We start from the raw sequence: 24712 nt of genomic DNA, 5'->3' as shown, positions 1-24712 counted from the left end.
GAATGTCATAGTGTTTCCCGAAAATACTATGAAATACATTCTAATGGGCTCCGCCGGGTTCCTCCTGATGCACCTCCTGGACTTGGCGTCCATGAAAAAAATGCCCTTCCTGAAACCGATCCTTTCTTTTTGCGGCACCGCCCTCATTGCCATCTCTTTGGTAATGGTCGCCGTGACCGGCGTTAAATTCGGCCTTTCCGGTTGGATGTCGATGGCAGGCTGGATCGTTTTTATGGTCTCGATCTCGCTTATGGCCTATTCACTCTACTTTGCTCTTCCGGCGGGCGACACCTATATCAAATCGGGAACCAGCGGGCAATTGGTGACCAGGGGAATCTACGCCCTTGTCCGCCATCCCTGGCTTCTTTTTTTCGCCCTTTCGATGGCCGGGCTGGTAATCGGTTCCCGGTCGGTCCTGGCATTCCAGGCCGGTCTAGCCTGGACAATCCTGTCCCTGGTCCTTGTTTATCTTCAGGATCGGAAAATCTTCCCGCGGATGTTTTCCGGATATTCGGAATATCGGAAGACGACCCCGATGTTGCTGCCCAATCAAAAAAGTGTTACCGCCTTCATCGAAGGATTGAAACAAAATAAGGTACCGGAGGTCTAAACGTGAGCCAGCTATCTGAGTTATTCCGCCAGGGTAAATACGATGAAATGTGGGACCGCTGCTGCGGCTTCATCGACCTTTCGCTCCCGGAGTTCATGGGTATCCAGAAGAGGTTGCTCATGGAGCAACTGGAACTACTGAAAAATTGCCAGCTCGGCAAAGGCATCCTGAAGGGTGCCAACCCGACCAGCGTTGAAGAATTCCGAAGGATGGTGCCGTTGACCAGCTACGAGGACTACGCCCCTTACCTCCTGAAACGGCGCTGGGAAGTTCTGCCGCGCAAGCCTATCCTGTGGCAGTATACTTCCGGCAAGAGCGCTGAGTATTCCTACCGCTGGGCGCCGGTGACCGCCAGGATGCTTGACGAGACCGAAGCCCTGGTGTTCGCGCTGTCCTTCTTCTCCGCGGCGACCAAGAGATATGACATCAAGATCCGCCCCGGTGACCGCGTCCTTTACGGGATGGCCCCGCCGCCCTACGCTACCGGCACGATGACCCGCGTTTTCCCCCACGAGATGTTCGATTTCCTGCCTCCTGTTTCGGAAGCCGAGCAGGTTTCGTTCGAAGACCGGATAAACACCGGGTTCAAGATGGGGCTGGACCACGGCATGGATTGGGTTCTGTCCATGTCCAGCGTCGCCTACGCCATCGGTGAGAGGTTCAAGCACAGCGGCGGTTCCGTGGATATCAAGAAACTGGTGAAACAGCCCAGGACATTGGCGCGGCTGATAAAAGGCAAGGTGGTCTCCAAACTGGCAGGACGCCAGATGCTGCCCAAGGATCTCTGGAAGCTTAAGGGGCTGATCACCTACGGCATCGATGGCGACGTCTTCCGCGATAAGATTAAAGATATGTGGGGCCAGTACCCCCTTGATTTCCACGGATGCACCGAGGCTCCCATCATCGCCATGCAGACCTGGGATCACGAAGGCATGACTTTCGTACCCCATATGAACTTTTTTGAATTCATCCCTGAAGCCGAAGCCGTTAAGTGCTGGCAGGATCCAACCTATCAGCCTGAGACTTTCCTGATGGATGAACTCAAGCCCGGTAAGTATGAGTTGGTGATCACCAATCTACACGGAGGCGCCTTTGTCCGGTACCGCCTGGGTCACCTGGTAGAGATCACCGCGCTGCGGAACGACAAGCTTGATATCGACATCCCGCAAATGAGGTTCCTGACCAGGCTGGACGACCAGATAGATATCGCGGGCTTCACCAGGCTTTCCGAAAAGGTTATCTGGCAGGCGCTTGAAAACTCCGGAATAGAGTATGAAGACTGGACCGCCCGCAAGGAGGTCGTGGGTGACAAGCCTGAGCTTCATGTTTACGTTGAATTGAAACGCCATGAAACCAGGACGGCGCAGGAAGTAGCGTCGGCCATACACTCGGAACTCAAGAAACTCGATACCCCGTACGCCGAACTGGAAGAGTTCACCGGCCTTCAACCCATTGACGCCACTGTACTGCCGCACGGGGCTTTCAAATTGTACAAAATGAAGCAGCAGGCCGGCGGCGCTGAACTGGCGCATTTGAAACCGCCGCACATCAATCCCTCCGATACGATCGTTGAATTCCTGACCTCGATCGCCGGCCGCGTCAGGGTCGCGGAAACAGAACCCGTTACGGCCGCTGTTTAGGCTCTGCCCGGAAAGGCGATAAAGAAAAAAGGGGATGCGTAGAGCATCCCCTTTTTCATCGGTTGGTGATGTCGACTTCGGTGGCGCCCGAGCCGCCGTGGTAGGAGTCGGAAGACTGGTAGCGCAGGACGAGCGGATGGGTGGCGAGATAGCGGGCGACCTCGAGCTTGAGGACGCCGGTGCCTTTGCCGTGGATGACTCTCACCCTGAAATATCCCGCCCGGAACGATGAATGCAGGAATTCATCTACTTCCGGCAGCGCTTCAACCACGGTGAGTCCGTGGAGATCGAGGCTCGGTACGGCGTCGGGATAGCCGGGATTGCCGGGTGATTTACCGCCGGGAATTCCGGGCCGCGTCTTTTTTGACATTTCCGGATAATATACCATTTCCCGTCGATTACACAGGAATACCGCACCCTGAGGCGGCTCTTGTCGAATGATTTTTCCCTTGACACCTCAGTAGCGGATGCCTAGAATAATCAACCATCAACACAAGACGACGCGCAAGGAAGTCCAAGGGGGCTTCCTTTTACTTTTCACCGGAACCGGCGCGGCGTCGCACGGACATTAAAACAAAATGATAGAGGGGCTATTCCTCGGCGGTGGGGCGGCGATGGTGCTGGCGGCTCTGACGTCGGTCACCGGGAGCCGGGAAAGGGGCAGCGGGCGCCGTTTCGCCTTGGGCCTCGTGATGGCCGGCGCCCTTGCCTGGATCGCGGCGTCCATTGTCATCCTCGCTGACGACTCCGACCTCACCTTCCGGATTTATTCGCTCACACCGCAACTCGGGATCGCGTTTCACCTCGACCGGCTCGCCGCTTTCTTCATCCTGATTGTCAGTTCCGTTGCCGCTTGTGTCGCCATTTACTCGCTCAAATACATCGAGCACACGGGTAGCCAGGCACGGCGCGACATGTCGGTGGCGGCCATGTCCGTTTTCATTTTGTCGATGGTGCTGGTGGTGGCTTCGGCCAACTTCTTCGGGTTCATTTTTTTCTGGGAGCTGATGTCGCTGTCCTCATTGTTCCTGGTCATGTTTGACCGGGAGAAGGCGGAGACCGTTAAAGCCGGCATTTACTACCTGGTGATGACCCAGTTTTCGACATTATTCCTCTTATTGGGGGCTCTCCTTTTGCACCGCTACACCGGGAGCTTCGATATCGCGTCAGCCGGCGGCCTCACCCTGTCGACGGCAGGAATAATCTTCATTGCCTTCTTTATCGGCTTTGGCACCAAGGCTGGCATCATTCCCTTCCACAAGTGGCTGCCCTTCGCCCACGCCGCCGCCCCGTCCAACATCTCGGCGCTGATGTCCGGGGTGATGATCAAGGTAGCAATCTACGGCTTGATCCGCGTCCTCCTCGATGTCCTGTCGCCTGACCTGTGGTGGGGAACATTGTTGTTGGTCTTCGGCACCGTATCGGCGGTTCTGGGCGTCATCTATGCCCTCAAGGAACATGACCTCAAGAAATTGCTGGCTTTTCACTCCATCGAAAATATCGGCATCATCGTCATCGGCCTCGGCCTGTGGGTCATCTTCAGCCACTATAGCCTGAACACCCTGGCCGACCTGTCGCTTTTCGGCGCGTTGTTCCATACCCTGAACCACGCCATATTCAAGAGCCTGCTGTTCATGACGGCGGGCTCGGTGGTGGCTGCCACCCATACCCGGAACATCGAGGAGATGGGCGGTCTGGTGAAAACCATGCCAGTTACGGCGGCGATATTCCTCATCGGCTCGGCTGCCATTTCGGCTTTACCTCCGCTCAACGGTTTTGCGTCGGAGGTGATGCTTTTCCAGGCTTACCTCGGCGCCTTTCAGGTGCCCAGCCCTTTGACGGCGGTACTGCTGTTCACCGCCCTGGCCGGTTTTGCCTTGATGAGCGCCCTGGCGGCCGCCTGTTTCGTCAAGGCATTCGGCGCCGTCTTCCTGGCCCTGCCCCGGTCGCGCGAAGCGGAGCATGCCCGTGAAGCGCCCCGCGCCATGCTTGTCGGCCCCGGCATTCTGGCCGCGGCTTGTATCATCCTGGGCGTTTTCAGCTACCAGATATTGAGGGCAATCGGTCTGGACTTGCCATTACCTAACGTCCTGCCGGTCAGCCTCATCGCCGCCGCCGTATTTTGGTTGGCGGTACTCGCGTTACGCCGGTCGGAGGCCAAAGCCCGAGTCTCCGAAACCTGGGGCTGCGGCATCCACACCCAGACGAGCAAGATGGAGTACACCGCCTCCGGGTTCTCCGAACCGATAATCACCATCTTCAGTCCGATCTTCCGCACCAGGAAAACCGGTAAGCGCGAGTTTTTCGATAAAGACAAAGCGATAGTCTCGGGCGGTTCAGGCGAGGTGCATACCCTGCAGTTCTTCGAGGAACGTATCTACCTGCCGACGGCCCTTTTCGTCAAGCGGATAGCCTCCTTTATTTCCAGGCTCCACAACGTTGACCTTGACGCCAATGTCATGTACGTTTTTGCCGTTGTGGTCGTTATCCTCCTGGCAGTAGGACAACTGCTGTGATCTTGAACACGGTTCTTTATCTTCTTTTGAACACCATTTTCGTGGTGGCGATTTCGCCGCTGGCTATGACGCTGATCAAGAAGGTCAAAGCCTACACCCAGGGACGCGTCGGCCCCCCGCTCCTGCAGGGTTACTACAACCTTTTCAAGCTGTTCAAAAAGGAGATAGTCTACTCTCCGAACTCATCCTTCATCATGCGCCTGGCGCCATACCTTAATATCGGTTTCCTGCTGGCGGCGTCGGTCATGGTGCCGGTCGTTTTCCTTCCCCAGGTTTCGGGGATCGGCAACATCATTCTCTTCTTATACCTGATGGTGACTGCCAAATTCTTCATGGCGCTGGCGGGACTGGACGCCGGTTCGACCTTCGGCGGCATGGGTTCGTCCCGTGAAATGAGCCTGTCGGCCATTATCGAGCCGGTAACGATCACCTCGGTCGCGGCCCTCGCATTCGTCCTAAAGTCCACCGATATCCCGGAAATGTTCGCCACCACTCTCAACGGGTCGCTGGCCCAGTATCCTACGCTTATCCTGGTGGCCTTCTCGCTGTTCATCGTCATCATAGTGGAGACCGCCCGCGTTCCCGTCGATAATCCTGAGACGCACCTTGAACTGACCATGATCCATGAAGCCATGATCCTGGAACAGACCGGGCCCAAGCTGGCGCTAATGGAACTGTCGCAGGGGGTCAAGCAGACCATCCTGATGGCGCTATTGATAAACATCGTCTGGCCGGTGGGGCTTGCCTCGAATGCCGGGATCGTTCCGATCGCCGTTTCAATGGCGAGTTTCGCCGCCAAAGTTCTGACCTTTTCCATAGTCGTTGGAGTTTTTGAATCGATGATGGCCAAGATCAGGTTGTTCCGCCTGCCCAGCTTTTTTATGCTGGCGCTGTTCTTTTCCTTCGCGACAATCGTTTTTGAGTTACTGGCATGACAGATACCGTATTTGGCGATGACATCATCAAGATACTGCTGGTGTTCCTGATCGGCAGCGCGGCGCTGATCATCACCCAGCGGTCCCTGACGTCGCTCTTTTCGATCTACGCCCTGCAGTCGGGCATACTCGCGGCAATAGCCCTGGTACTGTTCTCCCGGGAGTCCACCCTGAGCCTGCTCCTGATGGCGCTGCTGACCATAATTTCCAAGGTGATTATCATCCCGATGTTCCTGCGCCGTCTGCTGGCGGTGATGCCCATAAAGCGGGACCTGGAGTTCCGTTACCTGACGCCGATCGGTTCCATCATCATGTCGGCGGCGCTGTTTTTTGTAGTCTATAAGGCCTTCGGGGTATTCTCAGCCTCGCTCGATGTCGGCCCGTTGTTCCTTTTGGGCGCGATTATAGGCGTCTCGTTGGCATTGATGGGCATGCTGGTTATCGTGAGCCGGCGCAAGGTGGTTACCAAGATCATCGGTTACCTCACGATGGAAAACGGGGTGCTTCTTTTTTCGCTGTTCATCGCCGAGATGCCTTTCATCATTGAGGTGTTGATCGTGGTTGACCTGCTGATGATCATCGTCCTGTCCACGGTCCTGGCTTTCGGCATCGATTCGTCGGTGGAGGCCTTCCACAAGCGGCTGAGCCAGCTCGGCCTGGAGTCGGAAGACTGATGGAATTCCTGATCATTGTCGGCTTTGCGGCCCCGGCGCTGCTGATCGCCGCGGCGTCGTTCTTACTCGGCCGTTTCCGTCCTCAGACCGATGGACGACTGCTTAACAGCTTCCTCATCGCCGAGTCGATCATTTATTCAGGTCTGGCGGTGTGGCTGGTCGCCACTGATCTGCCTCGTTATCTGGTCGGCAACCATTATCTCTTCGCCGACACCTTCGGCGCGTATGAGATATTGATCACCTCGGTTCTGTTCCTTTTATCGGCGGTCTATTCCCGGGGTTACCTGGCATCGCTGCTTGATCGGGGAGAAATAGAGAGGTCGCTTCTCGGCCTGTTCTATGGCTCTTTCGCCCTGTTGCCCCTGGTGCTGGTGTTGGGCTTTTTGGCCAACAACATCGCCCTGATGTGGATCTTCGCCGAGCTTTCCACCCTGTTGTCGGTTGTCCTCCTGGTGACATTGAAAGCCAGGGAGAATATCACCGCGGCGCTCAAGTACGTTTTCGTGACCTCGACCGCCATGCTCTTCGCCTTTATCGGCGTCATCGTGTTATTCGCCTTGTCGCGGACCGCGGTGCCGGGCGGCACCCTGAATTGGACCGACCTGATGTCGGCGGCTTCCGCCATCCCGCCCAAGCTCTACACCTTCGCCTTCGTGCTGCTGTTTATCGGTTTCGCCGCCAAGGCGGCTATCGTTCCTTTTCATACTTGGCTCCCCACCGTCTATGTCAGGGCGCCTTCGGTGGTGGCGGTTATCTCGGGCGCGGTGCTCAACCTGGGGTTGTACGCCATCATCCGCTTGTATGCCATAGGCCACCGCGCCGGCGATGACAATTTCCTGAATCCGCTGCTTATCAGCTTCGGCGCCATCAGCATTTTCATCGCCGCCCTGGCGCTCATCGCCCGCACCAACACCAAGAAGGTCATCGCCTTTTCCGGTGTGGAGCAAGCCGGATTGATCCTCGTCGCCATCGGCTTGGGCTCGCCGGTCGCCTTGTTCTGGGCATTATTCCACAAAGCCGGGAATGCGCTGGTGAAAGCGCTGCTTTTTTTCTCCGCCGGCATTTTTCACCGCCAGTACAATTCCAATAAGTTCTTTGCCGTAAAGAGCCCCTTCCGGCTGCAACCTTTGGCCGCCTGGGGTTTGATCCTCGGCTCAGCCGCGGCCATCGGCACCCCGACGCTGCCCGTATTTTTGGCCAAGTTCAATATTCTTTCGATCATGGCTTCCCAGGCGTTACCCCTGTTCATCGCCGTGCTGGCCGGGTTTTTACTGGTCGCCGCCGGTTTCGGCTATTACCTCGTCAGGGCGTTTTCCCAGCCGGATGACGAAACCATCCAGCCTTACCCCACCCCGATGACCATGAAAGCCCCGATAATTTTGACGCTCCTGGCATTGTTCGCCCTCGGGCTCTATCTGCCCGGTTGGCTCAATAGCATCCTGAGTACCATCGTTTCTGACCTGGGTCTGTAAGATATGCAAAACCTGACATCTTTAGTTGAACACCATCTCTACCAAAAAGGCTTCGACAGCCGCAGCCGCAGGGGGTCCGGTGGTGAAATCCACCTGTCCATAAGCGTCGTCGCCCTGGTGGAAGCGGTGTCGGTTTTAAAAACGCAAAAAGATGTGGTGCTGATTGGGCTTTGGGCGGCGCAGGATTTTTCGGCCGAAGGCTTCACCTTGTTCTATTGCTTCGAAAGGCGAGGCGCAAAGGACCTTTTTGTCCTTGAGGTCAGGCTGGTCGGCAACCGGGCGATCTCGATCGCCCAGGAGTACCCCATCGCCAGCTATTTCCAGCGCGAAGTAACGGACGGTTTCGGCATCGAGTTTTCGGGCGCGTTCGACACCAGGAGACTATTTCTCCACGAGGTGTACGGCGACGATTTCCATCCCCTCCTGAAATCCTTCGACGGCCGCCGCCAGGAACCGTCCAAAATTACGCCGGAGCGCGAATACCGGTTCAAGGAAATTTCCGGCGAAGGGGTTTATGAGATCCCTGTCGGACCGGTTCACGCAGGCATTATCGAACCGGGGCATTTCCGGTTCAGCGTCATCGGCGAGACCATTTTCAACCTGGAGATCCGGCATTTCTGGAAGCACCGCGGCATCGAGAAGCTGGCCGAAGGCAAGCCCCCGGATGAAGTTATTAAACTGGCGGAGACGGTTTCCGGCGACGAAAGCGCTGCCAACGCCTGCGGCTTCGCCATGGCTATAGAGAACATTGCCGGGGTCAGCATCCCGCGTCGCGCCTGGCAGTTGCGGATGATTGCGCTTGAACTCGAACGAATCTACTCCCACCTCGGCGACCTGGCCGGCATGTCGGTGGATGTGGCTTACCCGGTGGGGGCGGCTCCGTTCTTTGTACTGCGAGAAGAGATTTTACGCTGGAACGCCGGACTCACCGGCTCGCGTTTCCTCAAGGGTTTCATCGTGCCCGGTGGCTGCGCCCGGGATCCGGCGCAAGATGATCTCGAAAACCTCAGGCGGTATACCCTGTCTTTTTCGGCACGATTCAACGAAGCCCTGGACGGTGTTTATGATTCGGCCTGGGTTATCGACCGCTTCGAGACTACCGGCATAGTAAAACGGGAGCTGGCGGCGCCGCTCAACCTGACCGGGCCCACCGCCCGCGCCGCCGGTACGGCTATTGATACCCGGGTCGATCACCCTTATGGATTATACGAAGAATTCAAGCCTGAGGTTGAGACGGGGGAATCCGGCGATGTCTTGAGCCGGTTCCAGGTAAAGGCCGGAGAGATCGAGGAGTCATTGCGCCTGATCGGCGACATTATCGAGAAAACTGCGTCTGGAGCGGTGATGGTTGAGTGCCGCCCGGAAAATGGTTACGCCCTGTCCTTGGTCGAAGCTGCGCGGGGACAGAACCTGCACTGGGTGTGCCTCAAAGACGGCCGAATCGACCGCTGGAAGATCAGGACGTCTTCGTTCTGCAACTGGCTGGCTATCCAGCACGCCGTCATCGGCAACATCGTGCCGGACTTTCCCCTGATCAACAAAAGCCTGAATCTGTCCTACGCGGGTAACGATCTATGAGCACCAGGAGCCTGATAAATAATATCCTTTCGCCGAAGCTCGCCGGCAAGGTCGCTTTTAAAAATGAGGAATTCGAAAAGGCCGGGCTGGAGCTTAAAAAGGAGATCGCCCGGGTTTTCGGGCGCAGCCTGGCTATCCGCGAGGTGGATTCCGGATCGGACAACGCCGTTGAGATCGAACTCAATAACCTGGGGACGCCGCATTACGACATCGAACGCTTCGGCGTCAGTTTCGTCGCTTCGCCTCGGCACGCCGATGTCATCATTATCACCGGTCCGGTTACCATGGCCATGGCGGAGGCAGCCAAAAAAACCTACGACGCGATGCCGCAGCCGGGTTGGGTGGTGGCGGTGGGTGACGATGCCTGCGGCATCGGTTTAATCAAAGACAGTTATGCGGTTCTCGGCGCCGCCGAAAAAATCCTTCCCGTCGACTTCAAGATCCCCGGTAATCCGCCTTCTCCACTCGAAATAATGCGAGGACTCCTGGCATTTATGCGGGCGATTCAGAAGCAGCCCCGGTAACCCTCAAACTGAGCCCTCCAACACCTGTTTCAAAACAACGGCTTCGTTGCGGCTCTCGTCTCTGGCGGCATAAACCAGGGTCATCGTTTTGTGGTCAACTTCAACCTGCTTCAGCTGTTCCAACAGGTCCTTGTGGTTCTTTAGTTCAGTCCGGTATTTGGACTGGAACTCCGGCCAGCGCTCCGGATCGTGTCCGAACCATTTCCTGAGTTCAGTACTTGGCGCCACCTCTTTGAGCCAGAGGTCGATTCCGGCCTTTTCTTTGGAGATCCCGCACGGCCACAACCGGTCCACCAAGACGCGGTAACCGTCTGATTTTTCGGACGTTTCGTAAGCCCTCTTGATGTTTATCGTCACAATTTCAATTTACTCCTCTTTTTCGTTGACTCAAAAAGCGCGGCGTAATATGCTGGCTCAGTGGACGAAGAATTAATTAAAAAACTGCTCTTCAAAAGGGAGTATCAAGCCGCCATTCTGAACGCCCCGCCGGATTACCTGGATCGGATAGGGATCCCGGTTATGGATGATATTTCGATCAGGGCAAGCCTTGATTTTATCCAGGTGTTTGTCACCGGGAAGCTGGAATTCCTGCTTCAGTTACCGAAAATCCTGAGGGCATTGAAGCCCGGCGGTTATTTATGGGTTTCTTATTCGTCGGATAATTCTAAAATTCCCGCTGACGTGAACCGGTATATTTTGTGGGCGGAAATGGCCAAATTTGGCATGGCCGGCGTCGCCATGATTGCTATTGACGATACCTGGTCGGCCATGCGGTTCCAGCCTGTTGGCAAGGCGAAATTGTAGACTGTCTCGCCTTTTTATTCGCGCCGCTCAATAAATACCTGGCATCTCGCTAAAAATTAGGTAAAACTACCTATTCCCACCGTGCCATATATGGTGTATAAGTACGGTGCCATGATCTCTAATCAGACCGGACAGGAAATTCAGAAGGTGGCATTATTACCGGTTGCCTCGATTCCGCCGGAGCGCCGATTGCCGCTTATAAACCAAAACAATTGCCCCGCTCCCCCCATTGTCGGCGGGTTCCAGATGCCCCTCCCCGGCCTCTCGGGAGGACGCCCGGAGGTGGAGGGTGAACCGGCCTTAGACTGGCATTGCTATCTCGGATCCCGGTAACGGTCCTGTTTTTTCTCAGGCGAATTCACCGATATTTTGCCCGTGTCTTTGCGCCCGGAAAGAGTTGACTTGCGAGGAAGGAGCCTCGGAGATGAGGTACGTTGACGGGTTTGTCATTGTAGTCCCTGAAGGGAACGTGGAGGCTTACCGCAAGCTGGCGGAGGAATCCGGCCGGATCTGGAAAAAATACGGGGCGCTTGAGTATGTCGAGTGCATTGGCGATGACCTGAATCCGGAAATGCCTGGCGAAATGAAAGGGGTAACATTCCCCGAAATTGCGGGGGCCAAACCTGGCGAGACAGTCGCCTTTTCGTTTATCGTCTACAAATCGCGTGAGCATCGCGACGAAGTCAATGCCAAGGTGATGAAGGATCCGTTCATGAACGGCACCGTCCAGCCGATGCCTTTCGATGTCAAGCGGACTGCTTTCGGCGGTTTCAAAGCTATCGTAGATCTGTAAAATCTTAAACCGGAACATTTATTCAGGAGGGGGCATGGCCGTTCTCAACGTCTATTTACATTTCAATGGCGATTGCAAACAGGGGATGGATTTTTATAAGCAGATCTTCGGCGGCGAATTGAAAGTGATGACCGTGGCACAATCGCCGATGGCCGCGCAGCGTCCCGAGGTCAAGGACAAGATTCTCCACTCCATCCTTCGCAGCGACGGCGTCGTCATCATGGCTTCTGATTGGCTGGTCCCTGAGCAGCGCATTCCCGGGAATACCGTGGCGTTGACCCTGGTTTGCCAGAGCAAGGAAGAGATCAATGCCCTGTACTCCAGGCTGGTGGAAGGCGGCAAGGTGAAGCAACCGCTAAAGGAAGAATTTTTCGGCACTTACGCCCAGGTGATAGATAAGTTTGGTTTCATTTGGATGCTCCAGTTCGGCCAGAGCGATATGTAGTGTTAGGTTCTGTTCACGGAGATTGCCCCGATTTCTGTCGGGAGAGCCTATCGAACCATGAACGGTTAACCCTCGTAATAATGGATTGGACAAATTTACAGCAGGAGACAATATGCAGAAGATCACGCCCAACCTGTGGTTCGACAATAACGCTGAGGAAGCAGTAGCCCTCTACACATCACTTTTCAAAAATTCCCGCAAAGGCTTTGTGGCCCGTTACGGCGCCGAGGGGGCCAAGGTTTCCGGGATGCCTGAAGGTTCAGTCCTGACCGTCGAGTTTCAGCTTGAAGGGTACGATTTTATCGCTCTCAACGGCGGACCGGTTTTCAAATTCAATCCGTCGGTGTCATTCTTCATCATGTGCCAGACCGCCGAGGAGGCCGACAGGATGTGGGCGGGCTTGAGCCCGGGCGGCTCGATACTCATGGAATACCAGCAGTACCCTTTCGCCAAAAAATTCGGCTGGTTGAATGACAAATTCGGTCTTTCTTGGCAGGTGATGCTGGCAGAAAAGCCTACTCAGAAGATCCAGGCGTGCCTTATGTATGTCGGCAAGCAGGCTGGCAACGCCGAGGAAGCCATCAACCGTTATGTATCGATCTTCCCGGATTCAGCGGTCGTGATGTTGTCGAGATACGGAGAAGGTGGGGCTGACAAACCGGGGACCATCAATCACGGCGTGTTCACTCTGGCCGGGCAGAAATTCGTCGCCATGGACAGCGCCCTGGAGCACAAGTTCAATTTCAACGAGGCGGTCTCGTTCCAGGTCACCTGCAAGGACCAGAAGGAGATCGATTACTACTGGGAGAAGTTGACCGAAGGCGGCGAGGAGAGCGTCTGCGGCTGGCTCAAGGACAAATACGGCGTGTCATGGCAGGTCACGCCGGCTGCCCTGGCCGATATGATGAAAGACCCCGATAAAGTTAAAGTCGAGAGGATGATGAAGGTCTTCCTCAAGATGAAGAAGATCGACCTCGCTGCCCTTATGAAGGCTTTCGAAGGAAAGTAAGGCAAGTTCTAAAGCCCGTTCGTGGTGAGCTTGTCGAACCATGGACGGGCTTTTTCTTAAAGAATTATCGTCCGGTGGCCGTGGACGAAAACCCGGTTGGCGATGTAGAGCTTCACCCCATCTGAGAGGACGCGCTTCTCGATGTCGCGCCCCTTGGTGATGAGGTCGTCGACCGTATCCTGATGGGAGATCGGCAGCGTCGCCTGGTGGATGATCGGCCCCTTGTCCAGGTTCACCGTGGCAAAATGGGCGGTCGCCCCGATGATTTTGACGCCCCTCTCGAAAGCCTGGTGGTAAGGCTTGGCACCCTCGAAGGCCGGCAGGAACGAGTGGTGGATGTTGATGACCCGGTTTTCGTACCTTGAAAGAAAATCCTCGCTCAAGACCTGCATGTAGCGGGCCATGACCACGAAATCTGCCCGGTATTTCTCGAGGATTTCGAACTCCCGGCGCTCGGCCTGGAACTTGTTCTCGGCGTTCTTGGGTACGACGTGAAAGGGCACGCCGAAAAACTCGGCCACATGCCGGAGGTCTTCATGGTTGCTGACAATGACCGGGATGTTGCATTTGAGTTCCCCGGACTGATGCCGGAGCAGCAAATCCCACAAGCAATGGTCAAACTTGGATACGAAGATAGCCATCCGGGGCTTGGTGTCTGAAAAGACCGTTTCCCATTTGCCGCCGAAACCGCCGTCAGTGGACAATTTGGCGATCGCCGGGCCGATGTTTTCGCTCGAGATGGAGAAATCCCGGATATCCCACTCGACCCGCATGAAAAAGGTGTTGGATGCCCTGTCGACGAATTCGTCGAGGGTGATGATATTGCCGTGGTTCTGGGCGATGAACCCGGACACCGCGGCAATGAGGCCTTTTTTATCCTGGCAGGTGACCTTTAATATTGCAGAAGTCATGTTTTGTCCGTAGGGCTGGTCGTAAGGGCACGGCGCGCCGTGCCCTTACAGGAGTCCCATCCGCTGCTTCACTTCGGTGATGGTTACCCTGGCCAGCGCCCTGGCCTTTTCGGCTCCCTCCTTCATCACCCGGTCGATGTACGCCTGGTCCTTGGCGATCTCGATGCGGCGGACGCGGATGGGCGCCAGGAATTCGTTGATGGAGGCGCCCAGTTGCTTTTTGCACTCCACGCAGCCGCGCGACGCGGATCGGCAGCCCTCGGCGATCTCGTCGATGACTTGCGGATTGAAGTTCTGCTGCAGCTTGTAGATATTGCAGACCTCCGGGTGACCCGGATCAGCGCGGCGCATGCGGGCAGGGTCGGTAACGGCGCCCATCACCTTTTTCATCGTCTCTTCAGGCGTGGCCGCCAGTTCGATGTGGTTGTTCAGAGACTTGCTCATCTTTTCCCTGCCGTCGAGACCCACCACCATGGGGAAGGTGGTCATGCGCGCCTTGGGTTCGGGGAAAGTTTCGCCGAAATGGTCGTTGAACCGCCGGACGATCTCGCGCGCCAGTTCCAGGTGGGGCAACTGGTCCTCGCCGACCGGAACAACTTCGGCTTTGTACAGGACGATATCCGCTGTCATCAGCACCGGGTAGCCGACCAGCCCGTAGTTGACGTTCTGTGGCTGCTGCTTGACCTTCTCCTTGAAGGTCGGCACCCGGAGCAGCCAGGAAAGCGGCGTTACCATGCCCAGCAGGGTGAACAACTCGGTCACCTCAGGGACGTGAGACTGGACGAACAGGGCGCATTTCTCCGGGTCGAGCCCCGCCGCCAGCAGGTCGGTGATCATTTCCCGCACGTTTTCCTTGAGCAAGTGGGTGTCTTCAAGGGTGGTCAGGGCGTGAATATCGACAACGCAATAGATGCATTCGAACTCGTCCTGCATGGCCACATAGTTCTGCACCGCGCCCAGGTAATTGCCCAGGTGGATGCGGCCGGTCGGCCTGATGCCGGAAAATACGCGCTTTTTCATCTGAAACGAGACTCCTTTATCGAAAAAGCATTTTAACATAAGGTTGTTTGCCGTGGCGAGGCGCGCTGACCGCCGTAATCAGATAACGAAATATAACGTAACGGAAGGTATTGACACTAACGTTAATATGGGTTAAACTTTCGCCGGGTGGGAGTATGACCGAGTATTATCAAATCGGAGATCTGGCCCGGCGCGCCTCGATTTCGACCAGGGCTGCCCGATTTTACGAGGAAAAAGGGCTGTTGAGTGCGGCTTCCCGGACTTCCGGGGGCATGCGGCTGTATGACGAAAGTGACGTGAAAAGGGTCAGGCTCATACGCCGCCTGCAGAACACCGGCCTGGAGTTGGAGGATATCCGGCACCTGTTGGATACCTCTCCCGGTTCAAAAGTCCGCCAGGATCGCGTGGCGCATACTCTTTCGGTGCTGAACCTCGAGGCGGAGCGCAGCCGTGAGAGGATGGCGCAACTCGCGGCGCAAAGCCTGGAGCGTGAAGAAATCATCGAACTGGTATCCCGCTGCCGGGAGTGCGCCGCTGAAACATGCCCGGTCGATTGTCCGCCCAGGAACCACATCATCTAAACAAGGGAAAAAATAAAGGAGGAAAACAATGAACAAGGTCCTGATTTCGTACCAGTCTTTCACCGGCAGTTGCAAAGCTCTGGCTGAAGCGGCGGCCAAAGGCGTCTCCGAGGCCGGCGGCCAGGCCGAAGTAAAAAACGTAGCGGAAACCTCGTCCGCGGACTTCGCCGGGCGGCAGGCCTTCATCCTGGTGACCACCCAGCCCTTCCAGTCGCTCGCCGGGGAAACCAAGACCTTTTTTGAACGCCTGTGGGGTCAGCGCGAAAAAATAGAGAGCGGCCTGCAGTTTGCCGCGGTGATCTGCCACGTCAATGACGCCGCCTCCACCGAGGCCAATCTCGACATGTTCGCCAAGTACTTCGGCTGGAAGAAGTTCGGCTCCTGGGTTGAAGTGTCGCCCAAGGAAGCCGAGGCGGGTAAGGAAGCCGTGCGGAAGCTCGGCATCGCCGTCGCCCAGGGCGGCTGAACGGGCTTTCTTTCTATTACAGCAGTAGTGACGCGATAATCGCGCCTATCGCCGGTGTGGGAAAACGGGGAATGGTTTATTCCTTGTTTTCCCACCTTTATTTACGGGGTAACCGGATTACCGCCGTGTCCTGCGGCTGCCTGACGATAGCCAGGCCGCACTAGGCGGCGGCCAGGTCTTTCAGCCGCCGCACCACCTCATCGATGGTCTCCGGCGAAGTGGAAGCCCCGGCGGTGACACCCACCAGGGTTTTGCCGGTAAGCCAGGCCGGGTCGATCTCGGTCTCGGTTTCAACCAGGTGGGTCTCCGTCCTGGCGGCGCATAAATCCACAAGGTGCCGTGTATTGGCGCTGTGGTGTCCCCCGATCACCAGCATCAGGTCCGCCCGTCCGGCCAGTTCCAGCGCCGCCGCCTGGCGCTTCCGGATGTCGTGGCACACCGTATCCACCAGCCGGAGTTCGGCATCTTTGATCATGGCTTTATCAGTGACCTGCTTGGCAAAATCTATGAACCGGGCGGGCACCTGGGTCGTCTGTGAGAGCAGACCTATGTGGCGGGGCAGTTCGATCTTATCGAGGTCGTCGGTGGAAAGTGTGGCGATACCGTTGCCGTCCGCCCATCCCAGGATGCCCTTGACCTCCGGATGATTGACGTCGCCGTATATGACGGTGAAAAAGCCCGCCTCGGAAAGACGGCGTGCCGCGGTTTGGGCGCGCTGGACGAACGGGCAGGTGGTATCGACGATCTCGATGCCGCGGTCCCTGATTTCCTGGAGAACCTTCGGGCCGACGCCGTGTGAGCTGACGACCACCGTCCGGCCGGTGATTTCGGAAACGCCCTTTACCGTCCTGACGCCCAGGCTGTTCAGCCGTGACATCACCTGGCGATTGTGCACCAGGGCGCCGAGGGTTTCGACGCCGCCTCTTTGCCTCGCCGTCTCTTCCAGGATGCCGAGGGCGCGCCTGACCCCGAAACAGAAGCCCAGGTCGGCGGCCCGCTCGATCTTCAAGCTTTTTCTCCGTAGACGCCCCGGTTCGGCACCGGCAAAAGTTCGGCGATGGCTTTCATTATGCGGTCGCCCTGGGCGGCGAGCGCCTCGCGGTCGTTCTTATCCGGGCAAGCCTCCAGGTTGAATGGTTTACCGAATTGGATGGTGACCGTCCGTGGTTTTAAGAACCACCACTTCCCCTTGATGTTCTCGGTGCCGAGGATGGCTGTCGGGACTACCGGCACCCCGAAGGTGGCCGCCAGGTAAGCCGCCCCCGGCAGAGCCTGGCACAGCGTTGCCGCCGGGTTGCGCTTGCCCTCCGGGAAAATGATGATCGCGCCGCCCTTTTTGAAGGCGGACTGGGATAGCTTGATGCCTTCACCGGAAACTCCGGTGCGGTTTACCGGGATAGTGCCGGATCCCCTGAAAATAAAACCGACAAACTTGTTGCCGAAGAGTTCCTTCTTGGCCAGGAAATATACCGGGTATCTTGGAAGGTTGAGTCCCAAAAGGGGTGGATCGGCAAGATGTATGTGGTTGCTGCAAACCAGCATCGGGCCGGTGCTGGGCACGTTCTCCTTGCCGATAACCTTGACCCGGGTGAATATGAATACGATTCTTGCGGACAGGCGCACCAGCCGGTAGTACCAGGCGAACTTCATGGTGTCAGATTATATCCTCTAAATTCCCGGTTAACCAAACAAAGCTGAAGGGGGTGGTTGGAGAAGCTCAATAAGCGATCTGGAAATCGGCGTATCCGCCGGCGGGTTCGATCCATTGGGTATCGACTGTTTTAACGATGGCGCCGGGAGGACCCGACATCAGGTTCTCGATGAAATGGAGAATATCCGGCCTCTGTCCCTCAGCCACAACCTGCAGGCTGCCGTCGGGCATGTTCTTAACGTAACCGGCCAGGTTGAAATCGGCGGCTTGGCGACGGGTGAATTCCCTGAAGCCCACTCCCTGCACCCTCCCGCCGAATGACAGGCGCACCGCCGCGGCCTTTGACATCATCAGCGGCTGGCCGCTACTCGCCCTTTAGTTTCTTGCCTTTTTTGATGACCTCGACCGGAGGGGGCGGCGGGGCGAAAGAAGTGGAGATGACTGGTTTCTTGGCGTCTTTTTTGGTTTTTTTCTGTTCTCGGCCCCCGAGATCTCGCTGTCCCATAACCGTACCTCGTTTCAGAATACTTTGGAATTCAAGTTTAACAAAGCGTCATCAGGGTGTAAAGTGTCTTCCCAATTCATCGATGGCTTGTTGCGCGGCTCGTGACTGGGCTTCTTTTTTGGTCCGGCCTTCGCCGCGTCCTAGGATATCCTCTCTTACGGACACCGTGGCGGCGAACAGTATTTCGCCGGATTGGCTCCCGATCTCGGTTTCGTTGTAACGCGGCGTTGTTTGGAACCGGCTTTGGACTATCTCCTGCAGCCGGCTCTTGGAGTCGGCGATGGCGCTCATCTCTTCGAGGCGGGCCAGGTCGGCGGCAAACAACCGGTGAATAAAGCGGCCCGCGGCCTCACTCCCCTGGTCGAGGTATATCGCGGCGATAAGGGCTTCCAGCGCCCGTGATAAATTGGCGGGTTTGGCGCGCCCGCCGCTTGAGTCCTCACCCCGCCCCAGGTACAGGTAATCTCCCAATTTGAGCGACTCTCCAAGCCGGGACAGGGTCTCGCGGCGCACCAGCAGGGAGCGGTAGCGGGTCAGAGTTCCCTCATCTTCCCCGGCAAAGGTGCGGTACAGCATCTCGGCGATGAAAAGGCCCAGGACGGCGTCGCCCAGGAATTCCAACCGCTCGTTGGAAATCAGCCCGTGGCCGGACCGTTCGTTCAGATAAGAACTGTGAACCAGGGCTGTTTCCAGCAGCGCCTGATTTTTGAAATGGATACCCAGCGCCGTTTGTATTTTTTCGAGGTCTGCCACGTTCTAAAGAATAGGGATGGACATTACGGTTGTCAATTTATGGTTGGTACTAGTTCTTTAGGGTTAAAACCCTTGACGTAGCGGTCCAAACTGGTTATCATATAGGCATTCATCCTTGGGGAGGCTGATCTTGCGCACCTTAATTGACAACCTGGTTTCCATCGCCGTCATCGCCGGGATGGCTTTCGTCGCCTTCGGCATCTCCTACGTGCTGTTCTGGGGTTTCATGACCCACAACCCAACCTAATTTCCCTTCCTGGTCGGATCTAAGCGTGCCGTGACCGCTCTGCGGTTGCGGCATTACGCTTTTTTCAGATATAATTGCCTTTGCTTCTTTGAAGCCGCTGGGGATTCGTCTAGCGGTAGGACAGCAGACTCTGGATCTGCTTGGCCAGGTTCGAATCCTGGATCCCCAGCCAATTAGAATGCATTCCGAACTTCTCTTCGAGAAGAAGTCGCTTATTCCCGCCTTACAACAGCTCCTCACCGCTGGTGTATAGACACCCCAGGATTTCGTTGGTTCGAATCCCCTCAGCTGGAGCGAAGGTATCAAAAGGTAGAACCTTTATCGCTACCTTCGTCTTATCCTAACCTCACTTGGGCTACATTCAACTACTCAATAATCGGAATAATAAATCCCATGTCTACCCGCCGTTGTCTCCTTCGAGGAGCCACGAGGTCTTTACCTTTAATGCCTTTGAAAACGCCACTACTTCAAAATCCGAAACTGGCCGTTGACCACACTCGATTCTGGAGATCATTGCCTGATCTATGTTGAGACCTTGAGTTTGTAAACGGGCAACTAAATCCTCTTGGGTTACGGGAGGTCGGGCTGACAGCCGGGCTTGCCGAATCCTGGCACCAATCAAGTTTCTATTTTCCACGGGAATTATCTTAGGGTAAAGAGCTTGACAAATTATGTGTGGTACACATAAGATATGCGCTGGTAACATATTGCCTATACTAGAGAACCACGAGAACCTCGAAAAGAAGTGCCACCAGATGAACCTAGACGCCCGCTTGCAAGAATTGAATAGACGGTTTACCAAACTTTCAGCCGGTGAAACATTGTTCGTTCGGCTGACAGCCAGAGCCGTGGTGAACGGAACTGCCAATTGTACGCCGGTTCTACCTCCGGGTGAAGAGCTGAAAGGGTTACTGCCTTTGATGACAGGCGCCGAAAAGGAACTCTATCGTGCGGTTCTGGAGGTGCTCGAAACATCCCTTACCAGCGACACCCCGGCCCCGCGCAGGAAATCTGGTTATTCCCTTCGCAGCCGGAGTATTCACCCGCCGGTCAAGGATGAGCAAGGCAAAATCCTGGCCAATAACCCATCTGAGTTCGCACGAAAGCATGGCTTAAAGTACAGCGGCATGCTGAACGGGATCGATTCCTTAACCGCGGCAAGGGACCTGTCCGGGGATGATCTCCCCTACCATTTCAAGGTTATCAAGTACGACAAAGACGGCATCATCGTCAGAAAGACCGCCGGTCGCGGCTACCGCACTTATTCCGATGAGGTCGATGAGTGGCGCAGGCAAGAAGGATTGCCGCCGATAAAGCGACCGAAGCATAAGATTCAAAGGGTGTTTGAGTAAGCACGCAAAGGAGGTGTATCAGAGCAGTTCGAATCGCGTCTCCCCTTTAGTCAGCAGAGTAGCAGGGTTATCGAATATGAGATAAGGAGTTTTCAAATGGACACCGAGCATAATTTGCAGTTAGCTAAAATGGTTGAATACCTCCACCACAATACCTCAACACAGGATAGGGTGACACTTAGAAACATGAGCGCCGTCCTCGATGGGCGGATCACCCGCACGGCTCAACTGGAAGGAAGGACATTTATTCCATCCAGCTCATCCCGCCAGCATCCGCCTCCGGTCGATATGCTTGGTGTCGTCCTGGGCAAATCGATAGAAGAGTTCTGCTGGAACCATGACCCGGAGATACGCTACACCGGCAGGCGCACCGCTATTGATGCTTTGACCAGTTGTGTTGCCCCGAACGGCGAAGAATATTCCTTTCACTATGAAGTGGACCGGTACACAAAGCACATGGTGTACGTCAAAAGGGTTGCCGGGGTCGGCTTCAAGACCTCTGCTCAAGAAACCGACGAACTCCGCCGGAGCGCTGGCCTCCCACTATTCAAGCGCCGTATCCGTAAGGTGAAGTGATTCATGAGTGGTCAGGGAGAGGGAACAACCCCCCTCCTATTTAATAAAAACACGAGGAGGAAATATGGCTCATATCAAACGGTGGCTTTATCCGGTGCTTTCAATGGTTCTCATTCTTACAGCGGTATCTTGCGGGGCCCAGGTCACCCCACCCGCCGTAACGACCTCTCCGCCGGAACCAATCCCGGCTGCGCCATCCGATCTGGTGGTGAAGATCATCGACCCAAACAAGATCAATATTCGTTGGGCTGATAACTCGGTCAATGAGATTGGCTTCCGGTTGGAACGTTCCACCGATCTCAATTTCACTAAGGACGTAGTTGTCACCAATCTAACCTTCAATTTTACAGACCTGACCGAACCGGCATTTAACTTGGTAGCCGCCGCCCTCGATCATCCGGTCACCACTTATTTCTATCGAGTTTACGCCAGGGGTGAGAGCGGTGATTCGCTGCCGTCTAACATCGCGACTGACTGGCAGGTGTTTTATTCTTTTAAGGGGACGCAGTTCGTGTACGCCCGGCTCGTTTCGCTGGCCACCTCCCCAGCAGCCATGAACTACGTCGCTACCTATTGGAAAGGCGTCAACTGGTACGACATTTCCGGCAACTCCCAGCAAGGCAGGGTGAATATTGGGTGGCAATACAGGTACGTATGCGTTCCCTGGCAGGAAGCTGACTGGACGGTTTACCCCGACGGCCGCATGATTCCCGGTGCTAGTGGGCTGCGTCTTGAGGCAGAGATCGCCAAAATGAACCGGGGCGAAACCCTGCCTTACCAGTGGCAAGGCGCCAAGTAGGGAGGGCTCTTTGGAACGTCGCTATTTTACCCTGAAAATTTGACGGATTAGCGACTTTGTGCGTGAAATAGCTTAGGTCCGATTCTTATCTGGGAGGGGTGAAGTCTTTGAATAAAATCCTTTTTGTCTGCTATGCCAATATGTGCCGCAGCCCAATGGCCGAGGTGCTGTACAAAGCCAACATGGGTAGGCGGCAGGATGAAGTACAGTCTTGCGGCACCGGTGCCGAGGACGGCTGTCCAGCCAGCCCTGGATCGGTCAAGGCGATCGCTCGATACCAGGACAATTCTGGCCGACCGCTTAGTCTGAGAAATCACAAGTCTCAAGCCTTGAATCACCCATTGCTGAAATGGGCTGACCTGGTGCTTACAACAGATATCGGCAGGTCTCATTCTGTAAGACGCTTTGCCCCGGAGGAAGCCTATAAGGTATTCACCATCGGCGAATTTGTCGGATCCGGCGACCAGGTGCCGGATCCGGTTGGCGGCACCGATGCAGATTACCAGCGGTGCGCCAAGCAACTGGATGACATGACTAAACTGGTTGCCAGTCGGTTGAATGACATCGAAAATGGGCGGTTTACCACAGAGGTGGCCAGTGTTTGAGTATATTCCTAAAGTTGAATTGGTAGACTCCGTCCTCACTATGCTTGAACTCGACCGTGCCACCCTCGACTTTGAATTCGCGCGGCTTAACCAATCGAACGAAGTGCTAGCCAACACTATCCTGGCGTTTGAAGATAATGTCTTTCAAGCAGCGGCTCCCGATCTGGAATCAGAGTTCCCGGAGTTTCACCAAAGACTCTCCCGAGAGTTACACTTTAGCTTTTTGGCGCTCTTGTCAATGATCGACCGCTCTTTGAAACAGCATGCGGAGGGATCGATCTGATATGGATAATTCTAACGAAGCCAAACTCAGTTGTGGTGATTTCGTTGGCGAATGGGCAGACCGGTGGTTCCAGCTCGGGGACCTATTGTTCGACGTTCTGCGTACTGACAGAAGCCCCTCCGAAAACCAGATACCTTTTTCAGCTAGTGACGCCGCCACGTACGAACTGCTCCGTGAATGGCTCACTAGTCACGAAGAGCGATTCCGTGATCTTTGGCAGTGGTTTTACAAAGAAAAGCTTACGGCCCTCGAGCCAGACAGCGATTACCTCAGAGAATATTGGCAGAACCCGTTTGCGATGTTCTATCGGTCATCCACTCTCCCTGAATTACTCACCGCGTTTAACATCCAGACTTCTTCGGATGGTTGGGCCCCGGATGAGAATAAATGCTGGGACGTGGCGATGGTGGTTTTACAGCTAGCCCCAATTGTCGCGTCGTTCTTCAAGTGGGCTGACGAAGAAGTCGCCGCCTTACTACTCTAACGTGTCAATAGCCTGGCCAGTTTTAGCCACGCCCCTGAACAATATCTTCATCCAGAAATCGTTCGAGTTTCAGACCGAGTCAAACATTCTAACACACTAGTTGGTCACATAAGCAGATGTTGTTGGGTGATGGGGTTGTTGGCTCTTGCAACAAAGGCAAATCCCCAATTAGCCAGCCAAAAAAGGGCGGGATCTCTGATGAGCCCGCCCCTTTGGTTTACCGCGAATCGAGACTTACCTGGTTTTTCTGTTTCTCTGGTAGAGAACGATACCCAGCGGAAGGGCGGCTACAGCAACCAGGCTAATCGGGACGATGAGATTGTTGTCGGAGGGTTCATCCGACCATGTCGTGGTGGTCCGCAGCCTGGCCGTGGATGTCGCCGGAGATGCCGTCGTCGGCACATGGGCCAAGACGCAGAAGGTGCTGAAATGTTCCACCTGGGCCGTCACCTTGTTGTTCACCGAATCGACGGAACTCCGGAGCTTGACCCAGTTAGAGCCGTCCTAGACGGCGATGTAGAGAGAACTCTCAAGCATACCTGCTGGAATCTGGGCGTCGGTGTAGCACAGGGTCATGGTGAGGCCGGGTTAAAGGTGAAGCCGCTGGGTCCATCTGATAGGCGAAGATTATCGCGCCCTGCGGCGGGGCGGCGTACGGCGTTTCTACGTCATGGCCGACACGGCATAAACCGCCGCGCCGGCATTCCTGACGACGCTGCCGCTCTCAAAGGTCAAAACACACTCGCCGTCGTCGGCCTTGAAAAGGCCGGGGTAATCACCTTGCCGTTTCCATCCAGGGCGAAGTGGCGGCCAGGTTGATCCCAGGGAGCGGCGAACCGAAGTACATACCCCCCGGCCACCGAAGTTGGGCGGCAACTGAGCGAAGATCACCATCGTGCCGGCGGCGCCGCCTTGGTAGTTCACGTCATCGACAGTGGCGACTACGGTACAGCTGCCGACGGCGGACGGCGCCTCCACGTAGCCTATTGTAGGTGAAAGTCACCATCAGGCTGGCCGGAGTGGTTTTGTCTGTCATTACCGCGCCTTCATAGGTATGGCTCAAGCCACCCAGCGTTACTATTGCCGTCGCTTTGGTGATATCGGCGATAGTCATTGGTGCCTCGTCGAGCGGGAATAAATAGTTGGATATCTTCCTCAGGGCACCGAGGAATCTGAAGTTATTTTCACATTTGATGGCGGATCGATCTGAACGGGCGCTCGTTAGGCATCAGTTCGAATCTGGTCTTTTCCGAGTGGGATCGTATTTTCCAAAACCCAGAGGCCACGGCTGCGCCCATTAACCGCATCGTCCACCACTCTGGAATCCTGGAGTTAGTGTCCCCAGCTACCGGACCAGCGCCGCGGAGCAGCGGCAGAGTGAAAACAACCTTAAAAAGAATGGAGTAGAGCGGCAAGAATAATTGTTGCAGATCACGGAGTTATTCAGTGTGTCGTTGGAGGCTGACGGTGATGACCATT

The 24712-nt window shown here is 55.7% G+C and carries 33 protein-coding genes and 1 tRNA gene; 23 read left to right on the top strand and 11 right to left on the bottom strand.

The window, feature by feature from the left end:
• Positions 1–28 precede the first annotated feature (28 nt).
• Both Dform_RS09275 and Dform_RS09270 read left to right on the top strand, forming a co-directional pair.
• A complete protein-coding gene (locus Dform_RS09275) occupies positions 29–610 on the top strand; it encodes a methyltransferase family protein (RefSeq protein ID WP_076004763.1) in 582 nt (193 codons plus the stop codon).
• A 2-nt stretch (positions 611–612) separates the two neighbouring features.
• Positions 613–2250, top strand: coding sequence for a GH3 family acyl-acid amido synthetase (locus Dform_RS09270; protein ID WP_076004762.1), 1638 nt, complete (start codon positions 613–615; stop codon positions 2248–2250).
• Positions 2251–2305: 55 nt separating this feature from the next.
• Here Dform_RS09270 and Dform_RS09265 read toward each other — a convergent pair whose 3' ends face one another.
• Entirely contained in the window at positions 2306–2620 is a 315-nt protein-coding gene (locus Dform_RS09265) for a Smr/MutS family protein (RefSeq protein ID WP_158513497.1), read from the bottom strand.
• Between the two features lie 208 nt (positions 2621–2828).
• Here Dform_RS09265 and Dform_RS09260 point away from each other — a divergent pair, with 208 nt between their 5' ends.
• From Dform_RS09260 to Dform_RS09235, 6 genes are read left to right on the top strand one after another with little or no spacing between them, the layout of a single operon-like run.
• Entirely contained in the window at positions 2829–4766 is a 1938-nt protein-coding gene (locus tag Dform_RS09260) for a proton-conducting transporter transmembrane domain-containing protein (RefSeq protein ID WP_076004760.1), read from the top strand.
• Positions 4763–5701 (top strand): respiratory chain complex I subunit 1 family protein, encoded by a 939-nt coding sequence (locus Dform_RS09255; protein WP_099092359.1) that lies wholly within the window; start codon positions 4763–4765, stop codon positions 5699–5701. The genes Dform_RS09260 and Dform_RS09255 overlap by 4 nt, the downstream gene beginning before the upstream one ends.
• Positions 5698–6375, top strand: coding sequence for a hydrogenase subunit (locus Dform_RS09250; protein WP_076004759.1), 678 nt, complete (start codon positions 5698–5700; stop codon positions 6373–6375). The genes Dform_RS09255 and Dform_RS09250 overlap by 4 nt, the downstream gene beginning before the upstream one ends.
• Positions 6375–7847 (top strand): proton-conducting transporter transmembrane domain-containing protein, encoded by a 1473-nt coding sequence (locus Dform_RS09245; protein ID WP_076004758.1) that lies wholly within the window; start codon positions 6375–6377, stop codon positions 7845–7847. The genes Dform_RS09250 and Dform_RS09245 overlap by 1 nt, the downstream gene beginning before the upstream one ends.
• A 3-nt stretch (positions 7848–7850) precedes the next feature.
• Positions 7851–9425, top strand: coding sequence for a hydrogenase large subunit (locus Dform_RS09240; RefSeq protein ID WP_076004757.1), 1575 nt, complete (start codon positions 7851–7853; stop codon positions 9423–9425).
• Positions 9422–9949: an NADH-quinone oxidoreductase subunit B family protein gene (locus tag Dform_RS09235; RefSeq protein WP_076004756.1), complete on the top strand. Its 528-nt coding sequence runs from the start codon at positions 9422–9424 to the stop codon at positions 9947–9949. Before Dform_RS09240 ends, Dform_RS09235 begins: the two co-directional genes overlap by 4 nt.
• 3 nt (positions 9950–9952) lie before the next feature.
• Here the strand turns inward: Dform_RS09235 and Dform_RS09230 are convergent, their stop codons facing one another.
• Complete coding sequence (locus Dform_RS09230) at positions 9953–10300, bottom strand: DUF488 domain-containing protein (RefSeq protein ID WP_076005138.1); 348 nt, start codon at positions 10298–10300, stop codon at positions 9953–9955.
• Between the two features lie 66 nt (positions 10301–10366).
• Between Dform_RS09230 and Dform_RS09225 the strand changes: the two genes are divergently transcribed.
• The 4 genes from Dform_RS09225 (at position 10367) to Dform_RS09205 (ending at position 13000) form a co-directional block, all read left to right on the top strand.
• Positions 10367–10753 (top strand): hypothetical protein, encoded by a 387-nt coding sequence (locus tag Dform_RS09225; RefSeq protein ID WP_076004755.1) that lies wholly within the window; start codon positions 10367–10369, stop codon positions 10751–10753.
• Between the two features lie 424 nt (positions 10754–11177).
• A complete protein-coding gene (locus Dform_RS09215) occupies positions 11178–11546 on the top strand; it encodes a DUF1428 domain-containing protein (RefSeq protein ID WP_076004753.1) in 369 nt (122 codons plus the stop codon).
• Positions 11547–11580: 34 nt separating this feature from the next.
• Positions 11581–11991, top strand: a complete 411-nt coding sequence (locus Dform_RS09210; RefSeq protein WP_076004752.1) for a VOC family protein — start codon at positions 11581–11583, stop codon at positions 11989–11991.
• 112 nt (positions 11992–12103) lie between these two features.
• Positions 12104–13000: a VOC family protein gene (locus Dform_RS09205; RefSeq protein ID WP_076004751.1), complete on the top strand. Its 897-nt coding sequence runs from the start codon at positions 12104–12106 to the stop codon at positions 12998–13000.
• 56 nt (positions 13001–13056) lie between these two features.
• Here Dform_RS09205 and purU read toward each other — a convergent pair whose 3' ends face one another.
• Together purU and trpS are read right to left on the bottom strand one after the other, a co-directional pair.
• Positions 13057–13911, bottom strand: coding sequence for a formyltetrahydrofolate deformylase (gene purU / locus Dform_RS09200; RefSeq protein ID WP_076004750.1), 855 nt, complete (start codon positions 13909–13911; stop codon positions 13057–13059).
• 45 nt (positions 13912–13956) lie between these two features.
• Positions 13957–14931 (bottom strand): tryptophan--tRNA ligase, encoded by a 975-nt coding sequence (trpS, locus tag Dform_RS09195; protein WP_076005137.1) that lies wholly within the window; start codon positions 14929–14931, stop codon positions 13957–13959.
• Between the two features lie 155 nt (positions 14932–15086).
• Between trpS and Dform_RS09190 the strand changes: the two genes are divergently transcribed.
• Both Dform_RS09190 and Dform_RS09185 read left to right on the top strand, forming a co-directional pair.
• Positions 15087–15512: a MerR family transcriptional regulator gene (locus Dform_RS09190; protein ID WP_076004749.1), complete on the top strand. Its 426-nt coding sequence runs from the start codon at positions 15087–15089 to the stop codon at positions 15510–15512.
• Between the two features lie 28 nt (positions 15513–15540).
• On the top strand, positions 15541–15978 hold the full coding sequence (locus Dform_RS09185; protein ID WP_076004748.1) for a flavodoxin family protein: 438 nt from the start codon (positions 15541–15543) through the stop codon (positions 15976–15978).
• A 160-nt stretch (positions 15979–16138) separates the two neighbouring features.
• Here the strand turns inward: Dform_RS09185 and ispH are convergent, their stop codons facing one another.
• From ispH to rnc, 5 genes are all read right to left on the bottom strand, one after another.
• Positions 16139–16987 (bottom strand): 4-hydroxy-3-methylbut-2-enyl diphosphate reductase, encoded by an 849-nt coding sequence (gene ispH, locus Dform_RS09180; protein ID WP_076004747.1) that lies wholly within the window; start codon positions 16985–16987, stop codon positions 16139–16141.
• The gene (locus Dform_RS09175) at positions 16984–17628 is read right to left on the bottom strand and encodes a lysophospholipid acyltransferase family protein (protein ID WP_076004746.1); all 645 of its coding nucleotides are present in this window, start codon (positions 17626–17628) and stop codon (positions 16984–16986) included. The genes ispH and Dform_RS09175 overlap by 4 nt, the downstream gene beginning before the upstream one ends.
• A gap of 67 nt (positions 17629–17695) precedes the next feature.
• The gene (locus Dform_RS09170; protein WP_083635436.1) at positions 17696–17980 is read right to left on the bottom strand and encodes an acylphosphatase; all 285 of its coding nucleotides are present in this window, start codon (positions 17978–17980) and stop codon (positions 17696–17698) included.
• A gap of 13 nt (positions 17981–17993) precedes the next feature.
• A complete protein-coding gene (locus Dform_RS11470; protein ID WP_192846587.1) occupies positions 17994–18134 on the bottom strand; it encodes a hypothetical protein in 141 nt (46 codons plus the stop codon).
• A 51-nt stretch (positions 18135–18185) separates the two neighbouring features.
• Positions 18186–18887: a ribonuclease III gene (gene rnc, locus Dform_RS09165; RefSeq protein ID WP_076004745.1), complete on the bottom strand. Its 702-nt coding sequence runs from the start codon at positions 18885–18887 to the stop codon at positions 18186–18188.
• 345 nt (positions 18888–19232) lie between these two features.
• On the opposite strand from rnc, the gene Dform_RS09160 reads away from it, so the two are divergent.
• The 8 genes from Dform_RS09160 to Dform_RS11400 all read left to right on the top strand — a co-directional run bounded on the left by Dform_RS09160 (position 19233) and on the right by Dform_RS11400 (position 23741).
• Positions 19233–19306 (top strand) — tRNA-Gln (locus Dform_RS09160).
• Positions 19307–19841: 535 nt separating this feature from the next.
• Positions 19842–20486, top strand: coding sequence for a hypothetical protein (locus Dform_RS09150; protein WP_145925574.1), 645 nt, complete (start codon positions 19842–19844; stop codon positions 20484–20486).
• Between the two features lie 96 nt (positions 20487–20582).
• Complete coding sequence (locus Dform_RS09145; protein WP_076004742.1) at positions 20583–21062, top strand: hypothetical protein; 480 nt, start codon at positions 20583–20585, stop codon at positions 21060–21062.
• Between the two features lie 64 nt (positions 21063–21126).
• Positions 21127–21861: a fibronectin type III domain-containing protein gene (locus Dform_RS09140; RefSeq protein ID WP_076004741.1), complete on the top strand. Its 735-nt coding sequence runs from the start codon at positions 21127–21129 to the stop codon at positions 21859–21861.
• A gap of 107 nt (positions 21862–21968) precedes the next feature.
• Positions 21969–22466 (top strand): arsenate reductase/protein-tyrosine-phosphatase family protein, encoded by a 498-nt coding sequence (locus Dform_RS09135; RefSeq protein ID WP_076004740.1) that lies wholly within the window; start codon positions 21969–21971, stop codon positions 22464–22466.
• A complete protein-coding gene (locus Dform_RS09130) occupies positions 22459–22749 on the top strand; it encodes a hypothetical protein (protein ID WP_076004739.1) in 291 nt (96 codons plus the stop codon). The genes Dform_RS09135 and Dform_RS09130 overlap by 8 nt, the downstream gene beginning before the upstream one ends.
• 1 nt (position 22750) lies before the next feature.
• Positions 22751–23233, top strand: coding sequence for a hypothetical protein (locus tag Dform_RS09125; RefSeq protein ID WP_076004738.1), 483 nt, complete (start codon positions 22751–22753; stop codon positions 23231–23233).
• 322 nt (positions 23234–23555) lie between these two features.
• Positions 23556–23741: a hypothetical protein gene (locus Dform_RS11400; protein ID WP_158513496.1), complete on the top strand. Its 186-nt coding sequence runs from the start codon at positions 23556–23558 to the stop codon at positions 23739–23741.
• Positions 23742–23896: 155 nt separating this feature from the next.
• Here the strand turns inward: Dform_RS11400 and Dform_RS09115 are convergent, their stop codons facing one another.
• Together Dform_RS09115 and Dform_RS11850 are read right to left on the bottom strand one after the other, a co-directional pair.
• The gene (locus tag Dform_RS09115) at positions 23897–24211 is read right to left on the bottom strand and encodes an MBG domain-containing protein (RefSeq protein WP_076004736.1); all 315 of its coding nucleotides are present in this window, start codon (positions 24209–24211) and stop codon (positions 23897–23899) included.
• Positions 24159–24347, bottom strand: coding sequence for an MBG domain-containing protein (locus Dform_RS11850; RefSeq protein ID WP_425481064.1), 189 nt, complete (start codon positions 24345–24347; stop codon positions 24159–24161). Before Dform_RS11850 ends, Dform_RS09115 begins: the two co-directional genes overlap by 53 nt.
• Positions 24348–24433: 86 nt before the next feature.
• Between Dform_RS11850 and Dform_RS11845 the strand changes: the two genes are divergently transcribed.
• Positions 24434–24640: an ATP-binding protein gene (locus tag Dform_RS11845; RefSeq protein WP_083635498.1), complete on the top strand. Its 207-nt coding sequence runs from the start codon at positions 24434–24436 to the stop codon at positions 24638–24640.
• Positions 24641–24712 lie beyond the last annotated feature (72 nt).

It is taken from the genome of Dehalogenimonas formicexedens (genome assembly GCF_001953175.1).
GTDB lineage: Bacteria > Chloroflexota > Dehalococcoidia > Dehalococcoidales > Dehalococcoidaceae > Dehalogenimonas > Dehalogenimonas formicexedens.
The sequence above is the reverse complement of the archived record's forward strand: the minus strand, read 5'-3'. Positions and strand labels throughout refer to the sequence as shown.

What these genes read in the sequence shown, in the direction of transcription:
- Dform_RS09275 (WP_076004763.1), top strand. Translation starts at nt 29, where the DNA reads ATGAAATACATTCTAATGGGCTCCGCCGGGTTCCTCCTGATGCACCTC.
- Dform_RS09265 (WP_158513497.1), bottom strand. Translation starts at nt 2,620, where the DNA reads ATGTCAAAAAAGACGCGGCCCGGAATTCCCGGCGGTAAATCACCCGGC.
- Dform_RS09260 (WP_076004760.1), top strand. Translation starts at nt 2,829, where the DNA reads ATGATAGAGGGGCTATTCCTCGGCGGTGGGGCGGCGATGGTGCTGGCG.
- Dform_RS09250 (WP_076004759.1), top strand. Translation starts at nt 5,698, where the DNA reads ATGACAGATACCGTATTTGGCGATGACATCATCAAGATACTGCTGGTG.
- Dform_RS09245 (WP_076004758.1), top strand. Translation starts at nt 6,375, where the DNA reads ATGGAATTCCTGATCATTGTCGGCTTTGCGGCCCCGGCGCTGCTGATC.
- Dform_RS09240 (WP_076004757.1), top strand. Translation starts at nt 7,851, where the DNA reads ATGCAAAACCTGACATCTTTAGTTGAACACCATCTCTACCAAAAAGGC.
- Dform_RS09235 (WP_076004756.1), top strand. Translation starts at nt 9,422, where the DNA reads ATGAGCACCAGGAGCCTGATAAATAATATCCTTTCGCCGAAGCTCGCC.
- Dform_RS09215 (WP_076004753.1), top strand. Translation starts at nt 11,178, where the DNA reads ATGAGGTACGTTGACGGGTTTGTCATTGTAGTCCCTGAAGGGAACGTG.
- Dform_RS09210 (WP_076004752.1), top strand. Translation starts at nt 11,581, where the DNA reads ATGGCCGTTCTCAACGTCTATTTACATTTCAATGGCGATTGCAAACAG.
- Dform_RS09205 (WP_076004751.1), top strand. Translation starts at nt 12,104, where the DNA reads ATGCAGAAGATCACGCCCAACCTGTGGTTCGACAATAACGCTGAGGAA.
- purU (WP_076004750.1), bottom strand. Translation starts at nt 13,911, where the DNA reads ATGACTTCTGCAATATTAAAGGTCACCTGCCAGGATAAAAAAGGCCTC.
- trpS (WP_076005137.1), bottom strand. Translation starts at nt 14,931, where the DNA reads ATGAAAAAGCGCGTATTTTCCGGCATCAGGCCGACCGGCCGCATCCAC.
- Dform_RS09190 (WP_076004749.1), top strand. Translation starts at nt 15,087, where the DNA reads ATGACCGAGTATTATCAAATCGGAGATCTGGCCCGGCGCGCCTCGATT.
- Dform_RS09185 (WP_076004748.1), top strand. Translation starts at nt 15,541, where the DNA reads ATGAACAAGGTCCTGATTTCGTACCAGTCTTTCACCGGCAGTTGCAAA.
- Dform_RS09175 (WP_076004746.1), bottom strand. Translation starts at nt 17,628, where the DNA reads ATGAAGTTCGCCTGGTACTACCGGCTGGTGCGCCTGTCCGCAAGAATC.
- Dform_RS09170 (WP_083635436.1), bottom strand. Translation starts at nt 17,980, where the DNA reads ATGATGTCAAAGGCCGCGGCGGTGCGCCTGTCATTCGGCGGGAGGGTG.
- Dform_RS11470 (WP_192846587.1), bottom strand. Translation starts at nt 18,134, where the DNA reads ATGGGACAGCGAGATCTCGGGGGCCGAGAACAGAAAAAAACCAAAAAA.
- Dform_RS09145 (WP_076004742.1), top strand. Translation starts at nt 20,583, where the DNA reads ATGGACACCGAGCATAATTTGCAGTTAGCTAAAATGGTTGAATACCTC.
- Dform_RS09140 (WP_076004741.1), top strand. Translation starts at nt 21,127, where the DNA reads ATGGCTCATATCAAACGGTGGCTTTATCCGGTGCTTTCAATGGTTCTC.
- Dform_RS09125 (WP_076004738.1), top strand. Translation starts at nt 22,751, where the DNA reads ATGGATAATTCTAACGAAGCCAAACTCAGTTGTGGTGATTTCGTTGGC.
- Dform_RS11850 (WP_425481064.1), bottom strand. Translation starts at nt 24,347, where the DNA reads ATGACTATCGCCGATATCACCAAAGCGACGGCAATAGTAACGCTGGGT.